Annotated in this window: 21 protein-coding genes and 1 tRNA gene; 13 read left to right on the top strand and 9 right to left on the bottom strand. The window is 67.6% G+C overall.

The features are described from left to right. Window positions 1-103 precede the first annotated feature (103 nt). Window positions 104-1,075 carry a mycothiol synthase gene (gene mshD / locus H4W81_RS39325; RefSeq protein ID WP_192779435.1) on the top strand — a complete coding sequence of 324 codons (972 nt, stop codon included), beginning with the start codon at window positions 104-106 and terminating at the stop codon, window positions 1,073-1,075. On the opposite strand, the gene H4W81_RS39320 is transcribed toward mshD, so the two are convergent. The 3 genes from H4W81_RS39320 to dcd form a co-directional block, all read right to left on the bottom strand. Beyond that, a complete protein-coding gene (locus tag H4W81_RS39320; RefSeq protein ID WP_192779434.1) occupies window positions 1,008-2,012 on the bottom strand; it encodes an inorganic phosphate transporter in 1,005 nt (334 codons plus the stop codon). The genes mshD and H4W81_RS39320 overlap by 68 nt on opposite strands. Beyond that, window positions 2,013-2,630, bottom strand: coding sequence for a DUF47 domain-containing protein (locus tag H4W81_RS39315; protein WP_183651388.1), 618 nt, complete (start codon window positions 2,628-2,630; stop codon window positions 2,013-2,015). It lies immediately after the preceding gene. Between the two features lie 769 nt (window positions 2,631-3,399). After that, entirely contained in the window at window positions 3,400-3,975 is a 576-nt protein-coding gene (dcd, locus tag H4W81_RS39310; RefSeq protein WP_192779433.1) for a dCTP deaminase, read from the bottom strand. Window positions 3,976-4,074: 99 nt separating this feature from the next. On the opposite strand from dcd, the gene H4W81_RS39305 reads away from it, so the two are divergent. The 3 genes from H4W81_RS39305 to H4W81_RS39295 all read left to right on the top strand — a co-directional run bounded on the left by H4W81_RS39305 (window position 4,075) and on the right by H4W81_RS39295 (window position 6,036). Next, window positions 4,075-4,148, top strand: a tRNA-Gly gene (locus tag H4W81_RS39305). A gap of 290 nt (window positions 4,149-4,438) precedes the next feature. Next, on the top strand, window positions 4,439-4,927 hold the full coding sequence (locus tag H4W81_RS39300; RefSeq protein WP_192779432.1) for a hypothetical protein: 489 nt from the start codon (window positions 4,439-4,441) through the stop codon (window positions 4,925-4,927). 213 nt (window positions 4,928-5,140) lie between these two features. Continuing rightward, window positions 5,141-6,036 (top strand): IS5 family transposase gene (locus H4W81_RS39295; RefSeq protein ID WP_420538763.1). Its coding sequence is split into 2 segments (ribosomal slippage): window positions 5,141-5,516 and window positions 5,516-6,036, totalling 897 coding nucleotides; the frame shifts between segments, so codons are not numbered across the junction. A 15-nt stretch (window positions 6,037-6,051) separates the two neighbouring features. Here the strand turns inward: H4W81_RS39295 and H4W81_RS39290 are convergent. Continuing rightward, on the bottom strand, window positions 6,052-6,417 hold the full coding sequence (locus H4W81_RS39290; RefSeq protein WP_192779431.1) for a hypothetical protein: 366 nt from the start codon (window positions 6,415-6,417) through the stop codon (window positions 6,052-6,054). Between the two features lie 323 nt (window positions 6,418-6,740). Between H4W81_RS39290 and H4W81_RS39285 the strand changes: the two genes are divergently transcribed. The 5 genes from H4W81_RS39285 (at window position 6,741) to H4W81_RS39265 (ending at window position 10,330) form a co-directional block, all read left to right on the top strand. Next, a complete protein-coding gene (locus H4W81_RS39285; protein WP_192779430.1) occupies window positions 6,741-7,112 on the top strand; it encodes a DUF6247 family protein in 372 nt (123 codons plus the stop codon). Beyond that, window positions 7,113-7,367, top strand: a complete 255-nt coding sequence (locus tag H4W81_RS39280; RefSeq protein ID WP_192781484.1) for a hypothetical protein — start codon at window positions 7,113-7,115, stop codon at window positions 7,365-7,367. Window positions 7,368-7,754: 387 nt separating this feature from the next. Continuing rightward, the gene (locus H4W81_RS39275) at window positions 7,755-8,198 is read left to right on the top strand and encodes a VOC family protein (RefSeq protein ID WP_318782332.1); all 444 of its coding nucleotides are present in this window, start codon (window positions 7,755-7,757) and stop codon (window positions 8,196-8,198) included. Window positions 8,199-8,709: 511 nt separating this feature from the next. Beyond that, window positions 8,710-9,420 carry a hypothetical protein gene (locus H4W81_RS39270; RefSeq protein WP_192779429.1) on the top strand — a complete coding sequence of 237 codons (711 nt, stop codon included), beginning with the start codon at window positions 8,710-8,712 and terminating at the stop codon, window positions 9,418-9,420. Window positions 9,421-9,682: 262 nt separating this feature from the next. Further along, window positions 9,683-10,330 carry a hypothetical protein gene (locus H4W81_RS39265; RefSeq protein ID WP_318782331.1) on the top strand — a complete coding sequence of 216 codons (648 nt, stop codon included), beginning with the start codon at window positions 9,683-9,685 and terminating at the stop codon, window positions 10,328-10,330. A 168-nt stretch (window positions 10,331-10,498) separates the two neighbouring features. Here H4W81_RS39265 and H4W81_RS39260 read toward each other — a convergent pair whose 3' ends face one another. The 5 genes from H4W81_RS39260 to H4W81_RS39240 all read right to left on the bottom strand — a co-directional run bounded on the left by H4W81_RS39260 (window position 10,499) and on the right by H4W81_RS39240 (window position 15,164). Then, a complete protein-coding gene (locus H4W81_RS39260; RefSeq protein ID WP_192779427.1) occupies window positions 10,499-12,151 on the bottom strand; it encodes an FAD-dependent monooxygenase in 1,653 nt (550 codons plus the stop codon). Window positions 12,152-12,424: 273 nt separating this feature from the next. After that, window positions 12,425-12,661, bottom strand: a complete 237-nt coding sequence (locus tag H4W81_RS48070) for a hypothetical protein (protein WP_225959005.1) — start codon at window positions 12,659-12,661, stop codon at window positions 12,425-12,427. A 307-nt stretch (window positions 12,662-12,968) separates the two neighbouring features. Beyond that, on the bottom strand, window positions 12,969-13,418 hold the full coding sequence (locus H4W81_RS39250) for a hypothetical protein (RefSeq protein WP_192779426.1): 450 nt from the start codon (window positions 13,416-13,418) through the stop codon (window positions 12,969-12,971). Window positions 13,419-13,483: 65 nt separating this feature from the next. Next, window positions 13,484-14,551: an RNA polymerase subunit sigma-70 gene (locus H4W81_RS39245; protein WP_318782329.1), complete on the bottom strand. Its 1,068-nt coding sequence runs from the start codon at window positions 14,549-14,551 to the stop codon at window positions 13,484-13,486. 223 nt (window positions 14,552-14,774) lie between these two features. Further along, window positions 14,775-15,164, bottom strand: a complete 390-nt coding sequence (locus H4W81_RS39240; protein ID WP_318782328.1) for a DoxX family protein — start codon at window positions 15,162-15,164, stop codon at window positions 14,775-14,777. Window positions 15,165-15,217: 53 nt separating this feature from the next. Between H4W81_RS39240 and H4W81_RS39235 the strand changes: the two genes are divergently transcribed. Genes H4W81_RS39235 through H4W81_RS39220 form a run of 4 tightly spaced genes read left to right on the top strand, consistent with a single transcriptional unit; the run spans window position 15,218 to window position 17,484 of the window. Continuing rightward, on the top strand, window positions 15,218-16,120 hold the full coding sequence (locus H4W81_RS39235; RefSeq protein ID WP_192779425.1) for a LysR family transcriptional regulator: 903 nt from the start codon (window positions 15,218-15,220) through the stop codon (window positions 16,118-16,120). Between the two features lie 13 nt (window positions 16,121-16,133). Continuing rightward, window positions 16,134-16,508, top strand: a complete 375-nt coding sequence (locus H4W81_RS39230; protein WP_192779424.1) for an ArsR/SmtB family transcription factor — start codon at window positions 16,134-16,136, stop codon at window positions 16,506-16,508. After that, on the top strand, window positions 16,505-17,203 hold the full coding sequence (locus H4W81_RS39225) for a cation efflux transmembrane domain-containing protein (RefSeq protein WP_192779423.1): 699 nt from the start codon (window positions 16,505-16,507) through the stop codon (window positions 17,201-17,203). Before H4W81_RS39230 ends, H4W81_RS39225 begins: the two co-directional genes overlap by 4 nt. Continuing rightward, window positions 17,203-17,484 (top strand): DUF3703 domain-containing protein, encoded by a 282-nt coding sequence (locus H4W81_RS39220; protein ID WP_225959004.1) that lies wholly within the window; start codon window positions 17,203-17,205, stop codon window positions 17,482-17,484. Before H4W81_RS39225 ends, H4W81_RS39220 begins: the two co-directional genes overlap by 1 nt. The last annotated feature ends 53 nt before the right edge of the window (window positions 17,485-17,537 follow it).

Raw genomic sequence — 17,537 nt, 5'->3', positions numbered from 1 at the left:
CAGACGTTACGGAAGGAAACTATGCAGCAGACGTCCGAAAGGTAACGATTCGTCGGCCGACCCCATGGCGTTATTTGCCAGTCGGCAGCCTAGAGTTCGATCTATGACTGTGCGTGTGGTGGAGCGTGGACGGCTCGATGACCAGGAAATAGCCGAGGTGCTCGAGGTGGTCGAGGCGGCCACCGACGCCGACGGGGTCCGTCCGCTCAACGAGCACGTGATGCTGCACCTGCGCTACGGCGGCGACGAGCGGGCCCGCTCGCTGCTGCTCTACTCCGGCGCCGCGCTCGCCGGCTACGCGCACGTCGACCCCACGGACGAGGTCGAGGGCCCGAGCGGCGAACTGGTCATCCACCCGGCGTTCCGCCGCCAGGGGCATGGCAAGGCGCTGCTGCGTGCCGTACTGGAGGTGTCAGGAGGGTGGCTGCGGCTGTGGGCGCACGGCGACCACTCGGGGGCGGCGGCGCTGGCGGCGTCGGCGGGCTTCGCGCGGATGCGGTCGCTCTGGCAGATGCGCCGCTCCCTGTTCGCGCCCCTCGCGCCCTTCTCCCTGCCCGAGGGGGTACGGCTGCGCACGTTCGTGCCGGGCCAGGACGAGGAGGCGTGGCTCAAGGTGAACGCCGCCGCCTTCGCCCACCACCCCGAGCAGGGCGGATGGACGCTCGACGACGTGCGGCGGCGCGAGAGCGAGCCCTGGTTCGACCCGGCCGGGTTCTTCCTGGCCTACCGCGACGGGCGGCTCGTGGGCTTCCACTGGACGAAGATCCACGGATCCTCCTCGCAGGACCACGGTCACGAACCGCTCGGCGAGGTCTACGTCGTGGGGATCGACCCCTCGCAGCAGGGCACCGGCCTGGGTAAGGCGCTGACCCTGGCGGGCCTGCGCCACCTGCGCTCGCGTGGCCTCGCCCAGGCGATGCTCTACGTGGACGAGGCCAACACGGCGGCGATCAGGCTGTACGAGTCCCTCGGCTTCAACCGGTGGGACGTCGACGTGATGTACGCCGCTACTCGATCAGCCAGTGAAGGGTGTAGTACGACAGAGCGGCCACCAGCGCCGCCGCGGGAATCGTGAGGATCCACGCGGTCACGATGTTGCCCGCCACGCCCCACCGGACGGCCGAGAGCCGCTTGGTGGCGCCGACGCCCATGATCGCGCTGGTGATGGTGTGGGTGGTGGAGATGGGAGCGCCGAAGCCGATCGCCGCGACGTACAGCACGGTCGAGGCGGCGGACTCGGCGGCGAAGCCCTGCGGCGGGTCGAGGGCGATGATCCGCCGCCCCAGCGTGCGCATGATGCGCCAGCCACCGGCGTACGTTCCCAGCGAGATGGCGCCGGCCGCGGCCAGGATCACCCACTGCGGAATCGGGTCCGCCGGGGCGGCATAGCCGCCGACGACCAGCGCCAGGAAGATGACGCCCATGGTCTTCTGCGCGTCCTGCAGGCCGTGACCGAGCGCCATCGCGGCGGCCGAGACGGTCTGCGAGTAGCGGAAGCCCCTGTTGGCCTTTCCTGGTTGCGCGTTGCGGAAGATCCAATAGATTGCGATCATGATCGCGGCGGCGAGCGAGAACCCGACCATCGGGGACAGGATCATCGGGATGACGACCTTCTCCAGCACGCCGTCCCAGTGCACCAGGCTGGCCGAGGCCAGCGCCGCGCCCACCAGGCCGCCGATGAGCGCGTGACTGGAGGAGGAAGGCAGTCCGAAGTACCAGGTGACGAGGTTCCAGGTGATCGCGCCGATCAGCGCGGCCGCCACCACGACCAGGCCGTGGGTGCCCTGTGGCGCGTCGATGATCCCTTTGCCGACCGTCTGGGCGACCTGGGTGCCCAGGTGGGCGCCGATGAAGTTCATCCCGGCGGCCAGGAAGAGCGCCGCGCGCGGGGTCAGCGCGCGGGTCGAGACCGAGGTCGCGATGGCGTTCGCCGCGTCGTGGAAGCCGTTGGTGTAGTCGAAGACCAGTGACACGACCACCACGCCGATGACGAGGGCGAGCGTGAGGTCCACTTAGCTTTCCTTGACCGCGATCGACTCGACCGTGTTCGCCACGTGCTCGAAGGCGTCGGCGGCTTCCTCCAGGCGGTCGATGACCTCCTTCATCTTCATGACGGTGAGCGCGTCGTACTCACCGCTGAAGAGCTTGGCGAGGAGCTTCCGGTAGACCTGGTCGCCCTGGTTCTCCAGGCGGTTGACCTCGATCCAGTACTCGTTGAGGTTCTTCATCGACCGCAGTCGCGGCATGGCTTCGGCGGTCAGCTCGGCCGCCCGCTCCAGCACCTCCACCTGACGGACGACGTCCTTCGGCAGATGGTCGATCTGATACAGGACGATGAGGTCGGACGCCTCTTCCATGGCGTCCATCACATCGTCGAGGTTCGAGGCGAGGCGATAGATGTCCTCACGGTCGAAGGGCGTGATGAAGCTCTCGTTGAGCCGGTTCATGATCGCATGAGTGCGTTCGTCACCGGCGTGCTCGCAGGCGCGCATCTTCTCGGCCAGGGCTTCCCTGTCCGAGCCGTCGCTGATGATCTCCACCAGCAACCGTGATGCCGTGACCAGGTTGTTCGCCGAGTCGGCGAACAGGTCGTAGTAGCTGTCCTCACGAGGCGTGAGACGCAGGCGCACGTCGTTCTCCAGATGTGCGGGGATGGTCCGCAGAGAAGGGTACGGGTTACCAGCGGAAATGCGAACTTCATGGTGCGCACACCCACTCTTCTCCGTCTCGCTACCCCTCGTATGATCTGCAACACCGGGTTCGGGAGTACTTTGGAGGGTATTTTGCCTGTGGCCGCTTTGAGGGGGTTTGAACCCCTGATAAGGGGCTTGGGAGCGTGCGGTGCTGGGGTGGGGTTGTGACGCTGGAGGAGCGTCCGGCGCCCCCGACGACCACCGGGGTGCCAGATGGGCCTGCGGGTGCCGAGACGACCGCGCGGCCCGGCCATCCTCCGTTTCCCGGGCCCGCCTGCGATGCCGAGACGAGCATTCGGCCCCAGACGGGCCTGCGCCGCCCGAACAAGCATCCCGTCCGCCGGATGCGGCTGGCCGCCAGCCGAGCCCCGGCTACCGGATGAGCCTCTGGTGCTCAGACGAGCCCATGGCGGCTGCGCCGCTGACCGAAAGGAACCTGCGGCGCCCGGACAGGCTTCAGGTGCCCAGACGAACCTCCGATGGCCAACGAGCCTCAGGCGCCAGCCGAACCCTCGGCACCGAGATGGGCGTCCAGTTTCAGCTGAGCCCCTCTTTCAGATGAGCCCCGAGTCGTTCGAATGGCATCCGTTGTTCAGATGAGTATGTGCTCAGATGAGCTGGCGGTGCTCAGATGAGCCTGCGGTCTTCAGCTGAGCTAGCTGGCACTGCTCAGATGAGCTGCGGTGCTCGGATGAGCGTGCGGTGTTCAGATGAGCGTGCGGTGGAAGTTCCGGTAGGAGCGCGAGGGCGTCGGGCCGCGCTGACCCTGGTACCGCGAGCCGTACTTCGCCGAGCCGTACGGATGCTCGGCCGGAGAGCTCAGCCTGAACATGCACAGCTGCCCGATCTTCATCCCCGGCCACAGCTTGATCGGCAACGTGGCCACATTGGACAGCTCCAGCGTCACGTGACCGGAGAATCCGGGGTCGATGAACCCGGCCGTCGAGTGCGTCAGCAGACCGAGCCTGCCCAGGGAGCTCTTCCCCTCCAGACGGCTGGCCAGATCGTCGGGCAGCGAGATCACTTCGTACGTGCTCGCGAGCACGAACTCCCCCGGATGCAGGATGAAGGGCTCATCCCCCTCCGGCTCCACCTGACGGGTGAGGTCGGGCTGCTCCACGGCGGGATCGATGTGCGGGTAGCGGTGGTTCTCGAACACCCTGAAGTAGCGGTCGAGACGCACGTCGATGCTGGACGGTTGGATCATTGCCTTGTCGAACGGGTCGAGACTGACACGGCCGGACTCGATTTCGGCGAGGATGTCTCGGTCAGAAAGCAGCACGGAGAGCAACTTACCGTGTGCGACGGGGAAGTCGGCTGGGCCGGGGTTGCTGAAGTGGGCCGGATTTCCGCTACAGTGGTGGGCGCGGCGGTGGCCGATGCGGGTGTAGTTCAATGGCAGAACATCAGCTTCCCAAGCTGACAGCGCGGGTTCGATTCCCGTCACCCGCTCCAACGTTAAGGCCCAGGTAGGGAACATGGTCCCAACCCGGGCCTTGATCTTTTGTGGGCCTGTCTCCACTCGCGTGCCAGATTCGTGCCAGATCAGTTGATCTTGTTTGTCTAGCCCACCGGTTCCAGCACTCTGTCCATCCCCTGACGGGTGGGACGACGGCGACGGGACTATCAGGGCAGGGGGTGCTTGAGGTCACCCAGCAAACCCTCTTTCGCACATACATGCGGCCCCCTAATCTATCGCCAGACATAGCAGGCACAGCGATCACGACCGGGGATCAGTGGGGGTCTTGTACGACTACTACAGGGCGGCTGACAGGCAGGCCGCCATGGTCGAGCCGGACAAGGGCCGTGCCGGGTCCGCGAGTCCCGCTTTCGACGCTGTGGACGCCAAGGGGATTGATCCGGGAGTCATCCTTGGGCAACTCGTCGCCCTCATCAGGGATGAGCCATACGACTTGGATCTCATGCGGACCGTCAGCCTCTACCCACCACCGGAGGGCGGCCCTAAGTCTCTTGAGGAGTGGGAAGCGCTGCCGGAGGACTCGCCGTACAAGGAGGGGCCCTGTATTGAGGAGCTCCCCGCCGACGTACGCGACTCGCTGGCCAGCGTGCCTGACACCCAGTTGGCCGATCTTGCCGAACGGTGGGGGCAGATCGAAGAGTTCTTCGGCCGCCCTGATGAGGACTACCTGACGACACTGATAGTAGAGCTGAGAGATCTCGCCGAACGGGCGCAAGCAGAAGACCAGATGATCTATTGCTGGACGTGCGTATAGGCCCTGGACGTGCGTATAGGCCAGAGCCAGCTACGACTCACCCAGTTGCAGTTCGAGCTGCAGTTCCAGCTCGTTCAGGGGCGTTCCAGGCAGGTTACCCACCCTCAATGGTCTGCATAGGATCGCCCAGAACGGTCTCTAAGCGCGCTCTTAGGGCGTGTCCCGTGGATCTTTGATGGTGGTTTGGTGTAGATCAGTCCAGTGGAAGATCGCCTGAATCGTCATGATCTGACCGATGCCGAGTGGGAACGGCTGGCGCCGCTGCTGCCGGTCAACCCGCGGCAGGGCGGCCGATGGGCCGATCACCGAACGGTCATCAACGGGGTCTTCTTCCGGGTCCGGACCAACATCACCTGGCGTGACCTGCCGCCCTGGTACGGGAACTGGAAGACCGTCTACAACCGGCATCGCCGCTGGTCGATGGATGGCACCTGGGAGAAGATCCTGGACGGGCTGCGCGCTGGATGCGATGAGGCCGAGGGGGAGGACTGGACGGTGGGTGTGGATTCCACTGTGGCGCGCGCTCATCAGCATGCCGCCGGAGCTCGTCGTGAGCCGCCCGCCGACATCCCGTCAAAGGGGACGGCGTAGATCACAAACCGGGCACGGGCCGGGAGGCGCTGGGCCGCTCACGGGGCGGGTGGAGCACGAAGATTCACCTGGTCGCCGACCGGCGCTGCCGGCCGATCGCCCGGATCATCAGCCCCGGTCAGCACGGCGATAGCCCGTACTTCCGGCGCGTCCTGGAGCGGGTGCGCATCCGGCGTCGCGGTCTGGGCCGTCCTCGCCGGCGTCCGATGCGTGTGCTGGCCGACAAGGCCTACTCCTCGCGCGCCAATCGTGCCTACCTGCGCCGGCGCGGCATCCAGGCGGTCATCCCGATCAAGAAGGATCAGCAGGCCAACCGACTCAACCGGGGGCGTAAGGGCGGCCGACCGCCCGGCTTCGACGCCGAGCGGTACAAGGAGCGCAATACCGCCGAGCGGTGCGTCAACAAGCTCAAGGGCCACCGCGCGGTGGCCCTTCGCACCGACAAGCGCGAACGCATCTACGAGGGCACCATCGACGTCGCCTCGATCAGGATCTGGCTCCGTGACCCTGTCCTATGATCCACGGGACACGCTCTAGTCCGCGTATTGATCACTGTCGTCGATTGGCAGTGCGCGGCATGCACTTTCGATCTCTCCGGTTGCGATCATGTCTCGCACGGCATCGATCATTGAGACGAAGCCTGGTTCACGGATGATGATTAAGTCTGAGCACCAGAAGTACTGGCCGTTGAGGCATTCGCCCGTATCCCGCCAGCGGTCCATGATCCCAGAGACGACTCCGAGGGTCATGAAGGTGGCGTAGCGACGAGTACCGTCAGGAAGCGTGATGGTCGCGTCGGCCTGGTCGGCCGTCTCAGGATCGTGCCCCTCCCAGCGGGGGATCAGCATCTCGAAGCCGGAGTCACTAACGCGATAGAAAGGGCCGTCGATCTCGATCACATGGTGAGTCTGTCAGCCGTGCCCGTTGTGTGCCCGTTCGCAGATCGATCAGTGGGGAGTCACGGGGACTCGCGGTCACTCGACCGGCGTATGCCCAGTTCAGCGTTTCCCCTGCTCAGAGGCCATGATCTTGAAAGAGTTCCCAAGCTGACAGCGCGGGTTCGATTCCCGTCATCCGCTCCAGTATCTCAATGACGCTCGGTCACCATGACGGTCCCATCGGCAGTCCGTGGTCGTCCGCCGACGGCTAAGCTCGATGGCAGACGCCCCGCACCGGCTCGTTTGCCGAGTCTGAGCACCTGTCAGCGCAAGGAGGTAGCGGCATGACCGCTGAGCCACACGAACTGATCAGCGTTCGGGCGCCCGAGCAGATCGTGGAGTCGCTGAAGGTCGACCGGAGTCCACGTAACATCCGTGCTTGCCTTCCTCCTGCCGATCGCGACTACTTCGACGAGGACTTCCGGCGAGCCATGGCCAAGGCCACGGAGGAGCTGGACCTCGCACCTGTCAACGCCCTGCTCGCTCATTGGTGGCACATGGCCAGGATGAAGGCGACCGGGGAGTACGAAGAGGTTCTGGAACACGGTGCTCGCATCCAGGAGCAGATCGAACGCGGCGAGTACGTTCCGGGGAGACCGCTTCGGGAGGTTCTTGCCGAACGAGCATCCGAACTCGGCGTGAAGCTCGACCTTTAGATGTACACGGTCGGCAACAGCAAACAAGTAGACGAGCAGGTCGCGGCCCTTCCCGCCGAAGCGCTCGCAGCGTTCCACGAGGTGACCGTGTTTCTTCAAGTCGCGCCGTGGAACGGCAACCCTTTCATAAGAGAACGCCCCGACGCCCCAATGAGGACCCAGACGTTCGGTGATGGCGGTTCGGGCATGGTTACCTACCTGATCGTCGAGTACCGGCGTCTGGTGGAGATCATCCAAGTTGCTTGGTACGGCTGAGCGCCGCAGAAGACAGACGTGCCCGTTGCGTGCCCGTACGTAGAGCGATCAGCAGTGAGTCACGGGTACTCACGGTCACTCGACCGGCGTATGCCCAGGTCAGCATTTCCCAAGCTCAGACCGCGTGATCTTGAAAGAGTCAAGCTGACAACGCGGGTTCGATTCCCGTCACCCGCTCCAACTGCATCGACTTCGTGGTGGGGCGCGCTTCGCGCGTGAAGGCTCAGGCTGTGTTCTGTGGGGGGCGCGGCCGCCACACCCCGCTCCCCTACATCGGCTTCTCGATCCGGGGCGCTTCGCGCCTGAGGCTCAGGCTGCCCGACCGCCCTGATCACACTCTGTCGGTGATGCGCCGTAGCATCCACCGGTGTCAGCCTGGGCTTCGAGGTGAAAGGCAACAACATGGAAGTAGAAGTACAGGTCGCGTTCGACTGCACCGACCCCCAGAGGCTTGCCGAGTTCTGGGCAGAGGCGATCGCCGGATACGCGTTTCCGGCCCCGCCCGACGGCTATCTCTCCTGGGAGAGCTGGGCTGATGGCGAGAACATTCCCGAAGAAGACCGCAACGCGATGCGCGTGCTGATCGACCAGCACGGCAAGCGGCCCGCCCTCTACTTCCAGCGGGTACCCGAGTCCAAGGCCACGAAGAACCGGCTGCACCTCGACGTCAAGGTCTCGAACGGGCTCTCCGGCGAGGACCGCAAGAACCGGATCGAAGAGGAAGCGGCACGCCTGATGAAACTCGGAGCCACGGTGGTGGAACGACGCACCCCACCAGAGCTCTGGATAGTGATGGCAGACGTCGAAGGCAACGAGTTCTGCGTAGTCTGAGCAGCCTCAAGAAAAGCACGCCTCCGGCGGGTGCCTCAGGCTCCGAGATGATCACGGCGAGCTGGTCGAGGGCCGTAAGTGGTTGAGGTGGAAGTCGGATCCTCCCGCCGCCTTGCCCCGGGACAAGCCAAGCAGACCAAGCCTGCCGTCCAGACTCGGATGAAATTCGCGCGCCGCAGCTCCCCTGCCTCCGCATACCTCTCCATGTGCCCCTGAGATCCGGTAGGCGCACCACGGGCCCGTTGACGAGACGCTTGCGCGCTTCCGACTTGGTTGAGCCGATGGTCACCAAAGGCGGCGCGCCGCCACTCTGCGCGTGCGGCCTTGGTGGCCGTTCTCGCGCGCGCCCGCGCTCGGGCCGCACGGCGGCGAAGCACGACCCATCCACCGCTACCCCGTCCAGACCGTCCCACCAGCGCCGGCCAACCCGTGCTGACCTGACTTTCGACAGGGGTACGAGTTGACGATCGACGGATGATCCACCCGGCTCATCCACGACAGGCTAGCTCCCATGAACACGTACTTTCCCGGACGGTGGATCGGCGGCGTGACGCTCGTCCTGGGGCCGGTCGTCCTGTGCGCCGGATACCTGCTGCGCTACGTGAGCTCAGTCACCGCCCTCACCCCTCAGCAGCAGGCGTGGGCGGAGGCGCAGCCGTTCGCCGCCTACGGCCAGTTCCTCGCCTACACATCAGAACCCGCCCTGCTCACCCTCTCCTACGCGGTCTTCGCGCTGGGGGCGGTGCTGCTCTTCCCCGCCTTTATCGCCCTCGCCCAGCGGGTGGGGGGCAGCCTTGCGTTCTGGGGCGCCACGCTGCTGGTCGCCGGGCTCTTCTCCCGCCTGTACTTCGCCGGTGCCGACCAGACCGCCTTCCAGCTCACCGAGGTCCTCGGGCTGGAGCAGGCGACGAATGCGATCATGAAGGAGTACGCCGACATCTCCTACGGGCCATGGCGGGTACCGGTCTGGGCCTCGGTCGGCCAGTTCGCGGGCTCGCTCCTGCTGGCCATCGCCGCCTGGCGCTCCGGCATATTCGGCACCGCCCGTGCCTTGATGCTGCTCCTGGCGGGAGGCACCTGGATGGGCGTGCTGAAGGCCGCCTCGATCCCCGATGTGCTGGTCACCGTCCTGCTCTGCGTGGCCTTGGTCCCGCTGGGCGTGCAGCTGCTGCGTGATCGGCTACCGGCCCCGACCGGCCGGTCGAAGGTGCTGAGCTGGTGAGCGGAGCCGGTCTGCGGCGACGGCCGGGGAACATGCCGCAGCCCCGCCCGGCGACGGTGGACTTTCGCTCCGCTGATCAGGTCGCTGCAGAAATACCGGCCGTGATCGCTAAGCGGACCAAGCCAAGCCATCCAGTAGCGTGGGCTCGATCCCCTCACCCGCTCCACGAACGAAAGTCGAGCCTGGTCTCGACTGTGCGGGAGCCCGCTTGATACCGCCCGCAGTGTCAGTGCCGTGCACTAGACATCTCCGCATGAAGAACGTGCACCAGGTCGCCACCGCTCTGCCGCCCGTCGAGGCCCTGCGCGACCACTGTCGCGCTCTGGCCATGGTGGACACCATACGCAGCCCGGAATGGGAGTATCGCGGTTACTCTTTCGACTCCGACTGGGCGCCCGGGGAGGAGATGGCCTCATGGCGCAGCGGTGCGGGCGATGACTACTCCATTGTGTTCTGCCCTGCCGGCGTGTACATCCGCGGCTTTGACCACGAGTCGCCCGTCTCGCCGTTCGCCAGTGATGACCTCCGCCCCTGGCCGGGCGTGGTCGACGACGTTCCCGAGGTGTTCAGGCCGCAGCTCGACGAGGTGGCGTTCACCCTCGACGACGTCCCGGCCATCACCTGCTGCCTGTGGCGCACCACATCGGACGACGGCTGGCGCACGGGGCGCGCCACTTATGAGAGGGACGGCTCGGACTGGATGTTCGACCTGCTCCTCGATCGTTCACCAGCGGCTTACGTGGCATGGTCGGCCACTGACGAGGAGGAGCCGCCCGTGCCGGTGGAGCCGGTCGCGCACATCTTCGCGCTCCGGCCGCTCACAGAAGAGGTCGTCAGAGCGCTGAACCCCGAGATCGGCCTGCGCGACGTCCGGGCCGATCTCGGGGAGATCGGCTATCCGTTCGAGTAACGGTTTCGCCCGCGCTCCACAGGAGCTGTTGGCGCAGCTCGACGAGGTCGACGATCCGGCGCCGTACCGTCCTTCTCCCCGGAGGGCGGTTGCCGCAGTGGCCGTACTGGGAGATCTGCAGGTGACGGCGAGTCGGCCGGTGATCGCAGTGCACACGCAGCGGGGCCTTCATGTAAAGGTGCGCTCCAGGTGTGCGGTGATGGACTCGAACTTCACCGGCTGGGCGCGGAAGCCAACGTATCCGTCCGGGCGGATCAGGTACGCGGCACTCCGGGCGACCGCGTACCGGGCGCGAAACGCACCCGAGCCATCGCGCAGCACCGGCACGCCCACCAGATCGGGTTGCGGGGCGTCAGCGGCGAGGACGGCGTAGACGCGGAGGAGCCCGGCGCAGCGTTCGCGTAGTTGCGAAGCCAGCGCCTCGAAGCCACCCAGCCCCTCCTGAGCCGCCATGGCGTCGGCGTACAGGATCAGCGTGTGGCACGGGGCATGGAGCAGCTCGAACAGACGCACCGGGAAGCCGAGGCCCTCCTGCGTCAGGCCATGGACATCCGGGGCGCGCTCACCCGGACAGGGGCCGTCGTTGAGGGCATCCGGGAAGTCCAGCGCCGCACTGGACAGCGGGCTGTCGGGGTAGGCGACCAGAAGCTGGCCTTCACGGGCGAGCCCGGTCCGGACGGTGTCACCGGCCTCGCCGATTGATTGGGTACGGGCATAGCGGACGGTCCGCCCCACCACCTCCTCACCCACCGGTCGCCGCTCGGCGTCGTAGGTGGTCAGCAACTCGGGGGCGGCCAGCCCGCGCAGGGCCAGGGCGAGCTTCCAGGCGAGGTTGTACGCGTCCTGCATGCCGGTGTTCGCGCCCTGAGCGCCGGTCGGCGGATGGATGTGGGCGGCATCGCCGCAGACGAACACCCGGCCCACGCCGTAGCGGTCGACGATGCGGTGGCTGATGCCGAACAGCGACGACCAGCGCAGGTTGCCCACCGCCGGCTTTCCGGGGACGAGCCGGTCGACCACCGCCTGAATCTGGCCGAGTTCAGGGCCGGGACGGTCGCCGGCCATCCCATGCTCGGGGCCGGTCGCCTGGCGCAGCTCGGGTGGGGCGAGCATCGACAGGCGGTAGCGGCTACGGCCCGGCAGGGGAACGCAGACCAGCACGTCCTGCCCGCCGCCGGGGGCTTCGGCGAGGAAGCGCAGGGCGTAGCCGGGGGGCATGGACCAGTCCACCTCGACATCGCCGAGCATGTACTCCTCGGGGAAACGGTCGCCTTCGAAGATCAGGCCCAGGCCGTGACGCACCACGCTGTGGGCGCCGTCGCAGCCGACCAGGTAGCCGGCGCGGACGGTCTCCGTCGATCCGTCCGGCCGGGTGAGGGTCGCGCTCACCCCGTCGGCGTCCTGGGTGAAGGCGCGCAGCTCGACGCCACGGTCGACGGCAGTGCCGAGGCGTTCCAGGTGCTCGGTCAGGATGCGCTCGACGTCGTACTGCGGCAGGGCGAGGAACCCGTAGGTACCGTCGGGTACCTGAAGGTCGATGGGGTCGCCCGGTTTGCCATCCGTGAAGACGAGCTGACCGCGCAGCCACAGCCCTGCGTCGATCGCCTCCCGGACGATGCCCATCTGTTCCCAGATCTCCAGGGTGCGCGGCTGGATCCCGATGGCCTTCGGCCAGCCGGTGGGCCGGGTCAGGCGATCGATGATCCGGCAGGTCGAGCCGTGGCGGCGCAGTTCGGCCGCCATCATCAACCCGACCGGTCCCGCACCGACGATCAAGGTGTCCGTCGTCGTTTCCGTGTCGACCAGGCCCGTCGCGGACATCTCGCTCTCCTTCCGGCCAGCTATCTCTATCGAATGCCCTGCCCTTTGCGGGGGCGAGGGACCTCCTGGTTGCCACGAGGAAAGGACTACTGGTCGTAAAGTCGCATCATGGCCAACCACTCGTCCGGCTCGCGGTTGGAGGCGACCACAAGCACCGCCGCCGCAAGCCTCGACCGGCGAGGGCCGGGCCGCTCGCGATCACGGACGTGATCAGCTGGGCAGACAGGACGAGCGGCTTCTCGTGAGCTTGTGCACCGAGATTCCTTCCGCGGCTCAGCGGAGTGCCCAGTTGGTGATCGCGGCTGCGATCGCCTCGGGCTGGTCTTCGGTGGCGTGGTGGCCGGACGGTCCGACGTGCTCGATCTGGAGCGCGGCGATGTGGTCCTTGCACCAGGCAGCCACCTCAGGAGTGATGAGCAGGGTGGGTGAGGAGTCGAAGGTGAGCAGCAGCTTGGGCACTTCCGGGCTGGTGGCCAGCCAGGTGTCGTAGGCGGCGACACGTTCGGCCACGTCGGCGGGGTCGCCGTCCAGGGGCAGGGAGCGGGCCCACTGCAGGGGCGGCGGCTGTCGCGGGTGGGGTACGGGGCCAGGTAGGGGGCGAGGTCCTCTGGGCTCAGCGGGTGGAGGACCCCGTCTGTCCTGGGACACGAAGAGCCCAGGCGAGTGGTAACGCACATCTGGCCGTGATCATCGTGCGGTGAGCGCCGGGCGCCCAGGCGTCAACCGCAGTCACTCAGGACCAGATGGCCTGCTGTTCGATGAATGCCACGTAGGACACACCTGAACGTTGTCGGTTCCGGGTGATCCAGACCGGCACTTACTTGATCTTCGTCATGACGGAGTCGTAGCCGCCGCCGCCCGGGTAGACCCACGAGCCCGAAACCGTGTCGCCGTCGGTGCTGAAGGTGCCCCGGTAGTACGCCGGGGAGCCCTTCTCGCCACCCCAGATGGTCAGCGTGTCGCCCTCGAGCTCGTACACGTAGTCAAAGGTGTTGCCCTGGTTGTCGTAGAAGCGGGTCTTGATGTCCTCGCCTGCCTTGTCCGCGCCGAACGGCTTCTCCCTCCCGATCACCTCGATACCGGTGATCCGCTGGCCGTACTGCTCCAGTTCGACATCCTGGATGAGGAAGAAGCCCCCGTCCAGCCAGCGGTACGTGACTGTGCCCTCCGTGCCGCCGCTCACCCGCCAGGAGCCGACCAGCCGGCCCAGGGCCTTGATCTGCTCGTCGGGCTGCGCGACGTGCGTGTGGTCGTTGTTCTCCGCCATGGCCGTTTCCTTTCTCGTACCTCGATGTCGCCCATATGACGGGCGGACTGGCGAGAAGGAATCGGTCAGCGAATGTGATCTAGGTCACATTGATCCAGGGTGAGTGGAAGGCCGAAGGCGGGCAGCTGTTCCGGGCCGAATGTGGTGATCTCGGCGATCACGCCGTCCTCGATGCGCAGGACGTCGATGTTGATCGCGGTGTAGACGGGCTCGCCGTACCTGCGCACATAGTTCGCCGCCGCGGGCTGGCGGTTCACCGCCAGCGGCACGGCGCGCCAGTCGCCCCAGGCCTGGTCGCCCTCCAGGACCGGCCGCCACATGTCGAGAATCGCCGCCAAGCCGTTGAACACCAGGTGCGCCGGTGGCATGGTCTGCCGGGCGTCCTCGCGCAGCAGCGCGGCCAGAGCCGACAGGTCGGCCTGCTGGGAGGCTGCGATGTACCGGTGGAGCAGGGCACGCTCGGCGTCACTGGGCCGAGTGGCCGCGCCCCAGTCCGCGCGCCGCTCGGGCAGCTGTTCGCGCAGCGTCGCACGGGCCCGCTGCAACGCGCTCTTGACCGAGGCGACGCTCATCTCCAGCGTCTCGGCCGTCTCCTGGGCGGGCCGGCCGACGACGTCCCGCAGGATCAGCACCGCCCGTTGCCGCGGCGGAAGATGCTGGATCGCGGCCAGGAACGCCAGCTCGATGGTCTCGCGGGCGATCACCACCGCATCCGGCTCGCCGTCGTCGGGCGCCGCCAGGTTCAGCAGCTCGTCCGGGTAGGGCTGCAACCAGGTGACTTCCGCCAGCGTCGAGCTCGCCGGGCCGCCCGCGCCGTCCGCCGCCATCGCGACCTCCCGGCGGCGGGCCGGGCCCGCCAGGGCGTCCAGGCACGCGTTCGTGGCGATCCGGTACAGCCAGGCCCGGAACGTGGACCGGCCCTCAAAGCTCTCCCGCTTGCGCCAGGCTCGCAGGAGCGTCTCCTGCACGAGGTCCTCCGCGTCGGTGAACGATCCGAGCATCCGGTAGCAATGGACGCGCAACTCATGCCGATACCGCTCGGCGAGCTCGCCGAACGCGTCCTCGTCCGCTGCCAGGACCGCCGTCGCGATGCCCTCCTCAACCGCCTGCCGCGCGCCGTCCAGCGGGCTCACCTCGTTTCCGCATCGTTCGTACGGCCACGCACGCCGTACCGGCTTATGACGGTAGTACGGCCCCGCATTGAAAGCCGAGTCAGCCGAAGTGTGCGTTCGCCGACGGAAGCGCCAGCAGGCCGATGAAGAAAGCGCGCGCCGATCACGTAGCGGGATCAGACGGGAAACGCGGCCACCGCGGCGTCGACGAATGCCTTGACGCCGATGCCGCGCAGCGCCGAACCTAAGGCACTACTCCCAGGGCGAGCGAGGCCGCGGCCAGCGCCAGGTAGCCGCCGGGAATGGCGATCTTCCTGAACTCGCGGGCCCGAACGTGGAGGGCCACCGCGCCGACGAAGAACACGACGAGCCCGATCGCGGCGGCGGTGCCGATGTACGGCACGCCCAGCAGCCCGGCCACCAGCCCGGCCGCTCCGGCGGCCTTCAGCGTGGCGAGCATCGGGAGCCACTTCTGCGGAATCCCCAGTCGCGCCGAGTTGGCCAGGACGAACGCCGCCTTCTGGAAGTCGGCGATGGCCGCCCCCAGGTTGGTCACGATCGTGACGAGGGTGACGACGACATAGGCGGTGAACATGCGCTCGATCTCCGTTCGGCGGCTCGCGTCCTCCGTCAAATCTCGCCGCCCTCCCCGTTGGCGTCCAATACCTGCGTCTATAACCTTGCGGCATGGATGTCGACACGCGGCTGCTGCGCTATTTCGCCGCAGTGGCAGAGGAGGGGACCCTCACCCGGGCCGCGGAACGGTTGTTCGTGTCGCAACCCGCGCTGACCAAGCAGATCAAGCAGCTCGAGACCCTGCTCGGCATGCGGTTGTTCACGCGGTCCAGGGCCGGCATGACGCTCACGGAACCCGGCAGGGCGCTGGCGGAGCGGGTACCGGCGCTGCTGGCCGACTGGGAGCGGGTCCTGCACGAAGCCAGGAGCGCGGCCAGCCGGGAGGCCCGGGTGCTGCGGGTCGGCTTCGTGGCCAGCGCCGCCAACGAGGCCACCCAGGACATCATCGCGGCGTTCGCGCGTCGCCGTCCGGGCTGGCGGGCCGACATGCGGCAGGCGGCGTGGTCGAACCCGTCCGCCGGGCTCGCCGACGGGGAGGTCGACGTCGCGCTGCTGCGCCTGCCCTTCCCCGGACAGGAGAAGCTGCGGGTCGAGGTGCTGTTCACCGAGGCCCGCTGGGTGGTGCTCCCCTCGTCGCACCGGCTCGCCGCGCGGGAGGTGATCGCCTTCAGGGAGCTGTGGGACGAGCCGTTCGTGGCGGCCCCGGCCGAGTCGGGCCGGTGGCGGGACTACTGGCTGGCCACCGACGAGCGTGACGGGCATCCGGTCCGCGTGGGCGCGGTCACCGACCAGCCCGACGACTGGCTCAGCGCGATCGCCAACGGGTACGGCGTGGCCCTCGCCCCCGAGTCGTCGGCCCGCTTCTATGCGCGTCCCGGTGTCGTCTACCGGCCGGTCACCGGGGTCGCTCCCACCCAGGTGGGGGTGGCCTGGGCGCCCGCCGACGACGCCAACCCGATCGTCCAGGACTTCGTCCGGTGCTGTTTGGACTTGTCGATACATCACCAGATGTAGTTATCATCGCTGTATGGCGATTGATGATGGTGGCCGGTGCGTGAGTGCCGACATCGCGGCGGGCCTGCCGCCCGCGGCGGCGCTGTTCCGTTCCCTGGCCGACGAGACCCGGCTGCGCATCGTGGCCAGGCTGGCTCGGGGCGAGGCGAGGGTGGTGGATCTGACCGGCGAACTCGGGCTGGCCCAGTCCACCGTTTCCAAGCACCTGGCCTGTCTGCGCGACTGCGGGCTGGTCGACTTCCGCGCCGAAGGACGGCAGTCGTTCTACGCGCTGACCCGTCCGGAGCTGATGGACCTGCTGGCCTCGGCCGAGCAACTGCTGGCCGCCACCGGCCACGCGGTCGAGCTGTGCCCGATGCCCGGCCTGGCCGGTGACGGGCCGTCATGACAGCGCTGAACCTGCCCGGTGCCGGGCCGGCCGCCGAGCGGCGCGAGGTGCTGCGGCGCCGGGTCCGGCTGCTGGTCGCCGCCACCATCACCTACAACGTGATCGAGGCCGCGGTGGCCATCACCGCCGGCGCCGTCGCCTCCTCCGCCGCGCTGATCGGCTTCGGCCTGGACTCCATCGTGGAGGTGGCCTCGGCGGCCGCCGTCGCCTGGCAGTTCTCCGGCGCCGACCACGAGAAGCGCGAGAGGACCGCGCTGCGTGTCATCGCGCTGTCGTTCTTCGCGCTGGCCGCCTATGTCACCTTCGACGCCGTACGCGCCCTGCTCGGGGCAGGCGCGGCCGACCACTCCACGCCCGGCCTCATCCTGGCCGCGGTCAGCCTGGTCGTCATGCCGTTCCTGTCGGCCGCCCAGCGGCGCGCCGGCCGCGAGCTCGGCTCCGCCTCGGCCGTGGCCGACTCCAAGCAGACGCTGCTGTGCACCTACCTGTCGGCGGTGCTCCTGGTCGGGCTGGCGCTCAACAGCCTGTACGGCTGGTCCTGGGCCGACCCGATCGCCGCGCTCGTGATCGCCGCGGTGGCGGTCAAGGAAGGCCGCGAGGCCTGGCGCGGAGACGGCTGCTGCGCCCCTGTCATCGCCGCACCGGGTTCGACGTCGAGCGGGTGCTGCTCCCAGAACAACGGAAAGGACGGCTGATGATCGGCCGCCGGATGCCCGCCCGCGTGCGGGCCGCCTACAAGAGCGAGATGGCCGCCGCCCGCGCCACCGCCGACCCGGAGGCCCGGTGGCGGCACCTGGAGCGGGCGCACATCATCTCCCAACCGTGGCCCTGGCCGCACACCCGCCACCACATCGCCATGTTCGCCCTGGCCGTGGCCCAGCCACCGCCGCGAACGTCTTCCACGCCGTGTCCGGACCCGCCGGCCGTCCAGAGCGCGAGGAAGGTGAGATGTCCATTCCTCCATCATGCGGCGTGACGCCGAGGAGGGCGCGATGCGAGAAAGTTCGAACTAGGGCGCGCTTATCAGCC

It is taken from the genome of Nonomuraea africana, assembly GCF_014873535.1.
GTDB lineage: Bacteria > Actinomycetota > Actinomycetes > Streptosporangiales > Streptosporangiaceae > Nonomuraea > Nonomuraea africana.
The sequence above is the reverse complement of the archived record's forward strand: the minus strand, read 5'-3'. Positions and strand labels throughout refer to the sequence as shown.

What these genes read in the sequence shown, in the direction of transcription:
- H4W81_RS39220 (WP_225959004.1), top strand. Translation starts at nt 17,203, where the DNA reads ATGATCGGCCGCCGGATGCCCGCCCGCGTGCGGGCCGCCTACAAGAGC.
- H4W81_RS39280 (WP_192781484.1), top strand. Translation starts at nt 7,113, where the DNA reads ATGTACACGGTCGGCAACAGCAAACAAGTAGACGAGCAGGTCGCGGCC.
- H4W81_RS39270 (WP_192779429.1), top strand. Translation starts at nt 8,710, where the DNA reads ATGAACACGTACTTTCCCGGACGGTGGATCGGCGGCGTGACGCTCGTC.
- H4W81_RS39235 (WP_192779425.1), top strand. Translation starts at nt 15,218, where the DNA reads ATGGATGTCGACACGCGGCTGCTGCGCTATTTCGCCGCAGTGGCAGAG.
- H4W81_RS39225 (WP_192779423.1), top strand. Translation starts at nt 16,505, where the DNA reads ATGACAGCGCTGAACCTGCCCGGTGCCGGGCCGGCCGCCGAGCGGCGC.
- H4W81_RS39285 (WP_192779430.1), top strand. Translation starts at nt 6,741, where the DNA reads ATGACCGCTGAGCCACACGAACTGATCAGCGTTCGGGCGCCCGAGCAG.
- mshD (WP_192779435.1), top strand. Translation starts at nt 104, where the DNA reads ATGACTGTGCGTGTGGTGGAGCGTGGACGGCTCGATGACCAGGAAATA.
- H4W81_RS39250 (WP_192779426.1), bottom strand. Translation starts at nt 13,418, where the DNA reads ATGGCGGAGAACAACGACCACACGCACGTCGCGCAGCCCGACGAGCAG.
- H4W81_RS39260 (WP_192779427.1), bottom strand. Translation starts at nt 12,151, where the DNA reads ATGTCCGCGACGGGCCTGGTCGACACGGAAACGACGACGGACACCTTG.
- H4W81_RS39230 (WP_192779424.1), top strand. Translation starts at nt 16,134, where the DNA reads ATGGCGATTGATGATGGTGGCCGGTGCGTGAGTGCCGACATCGCGGCG.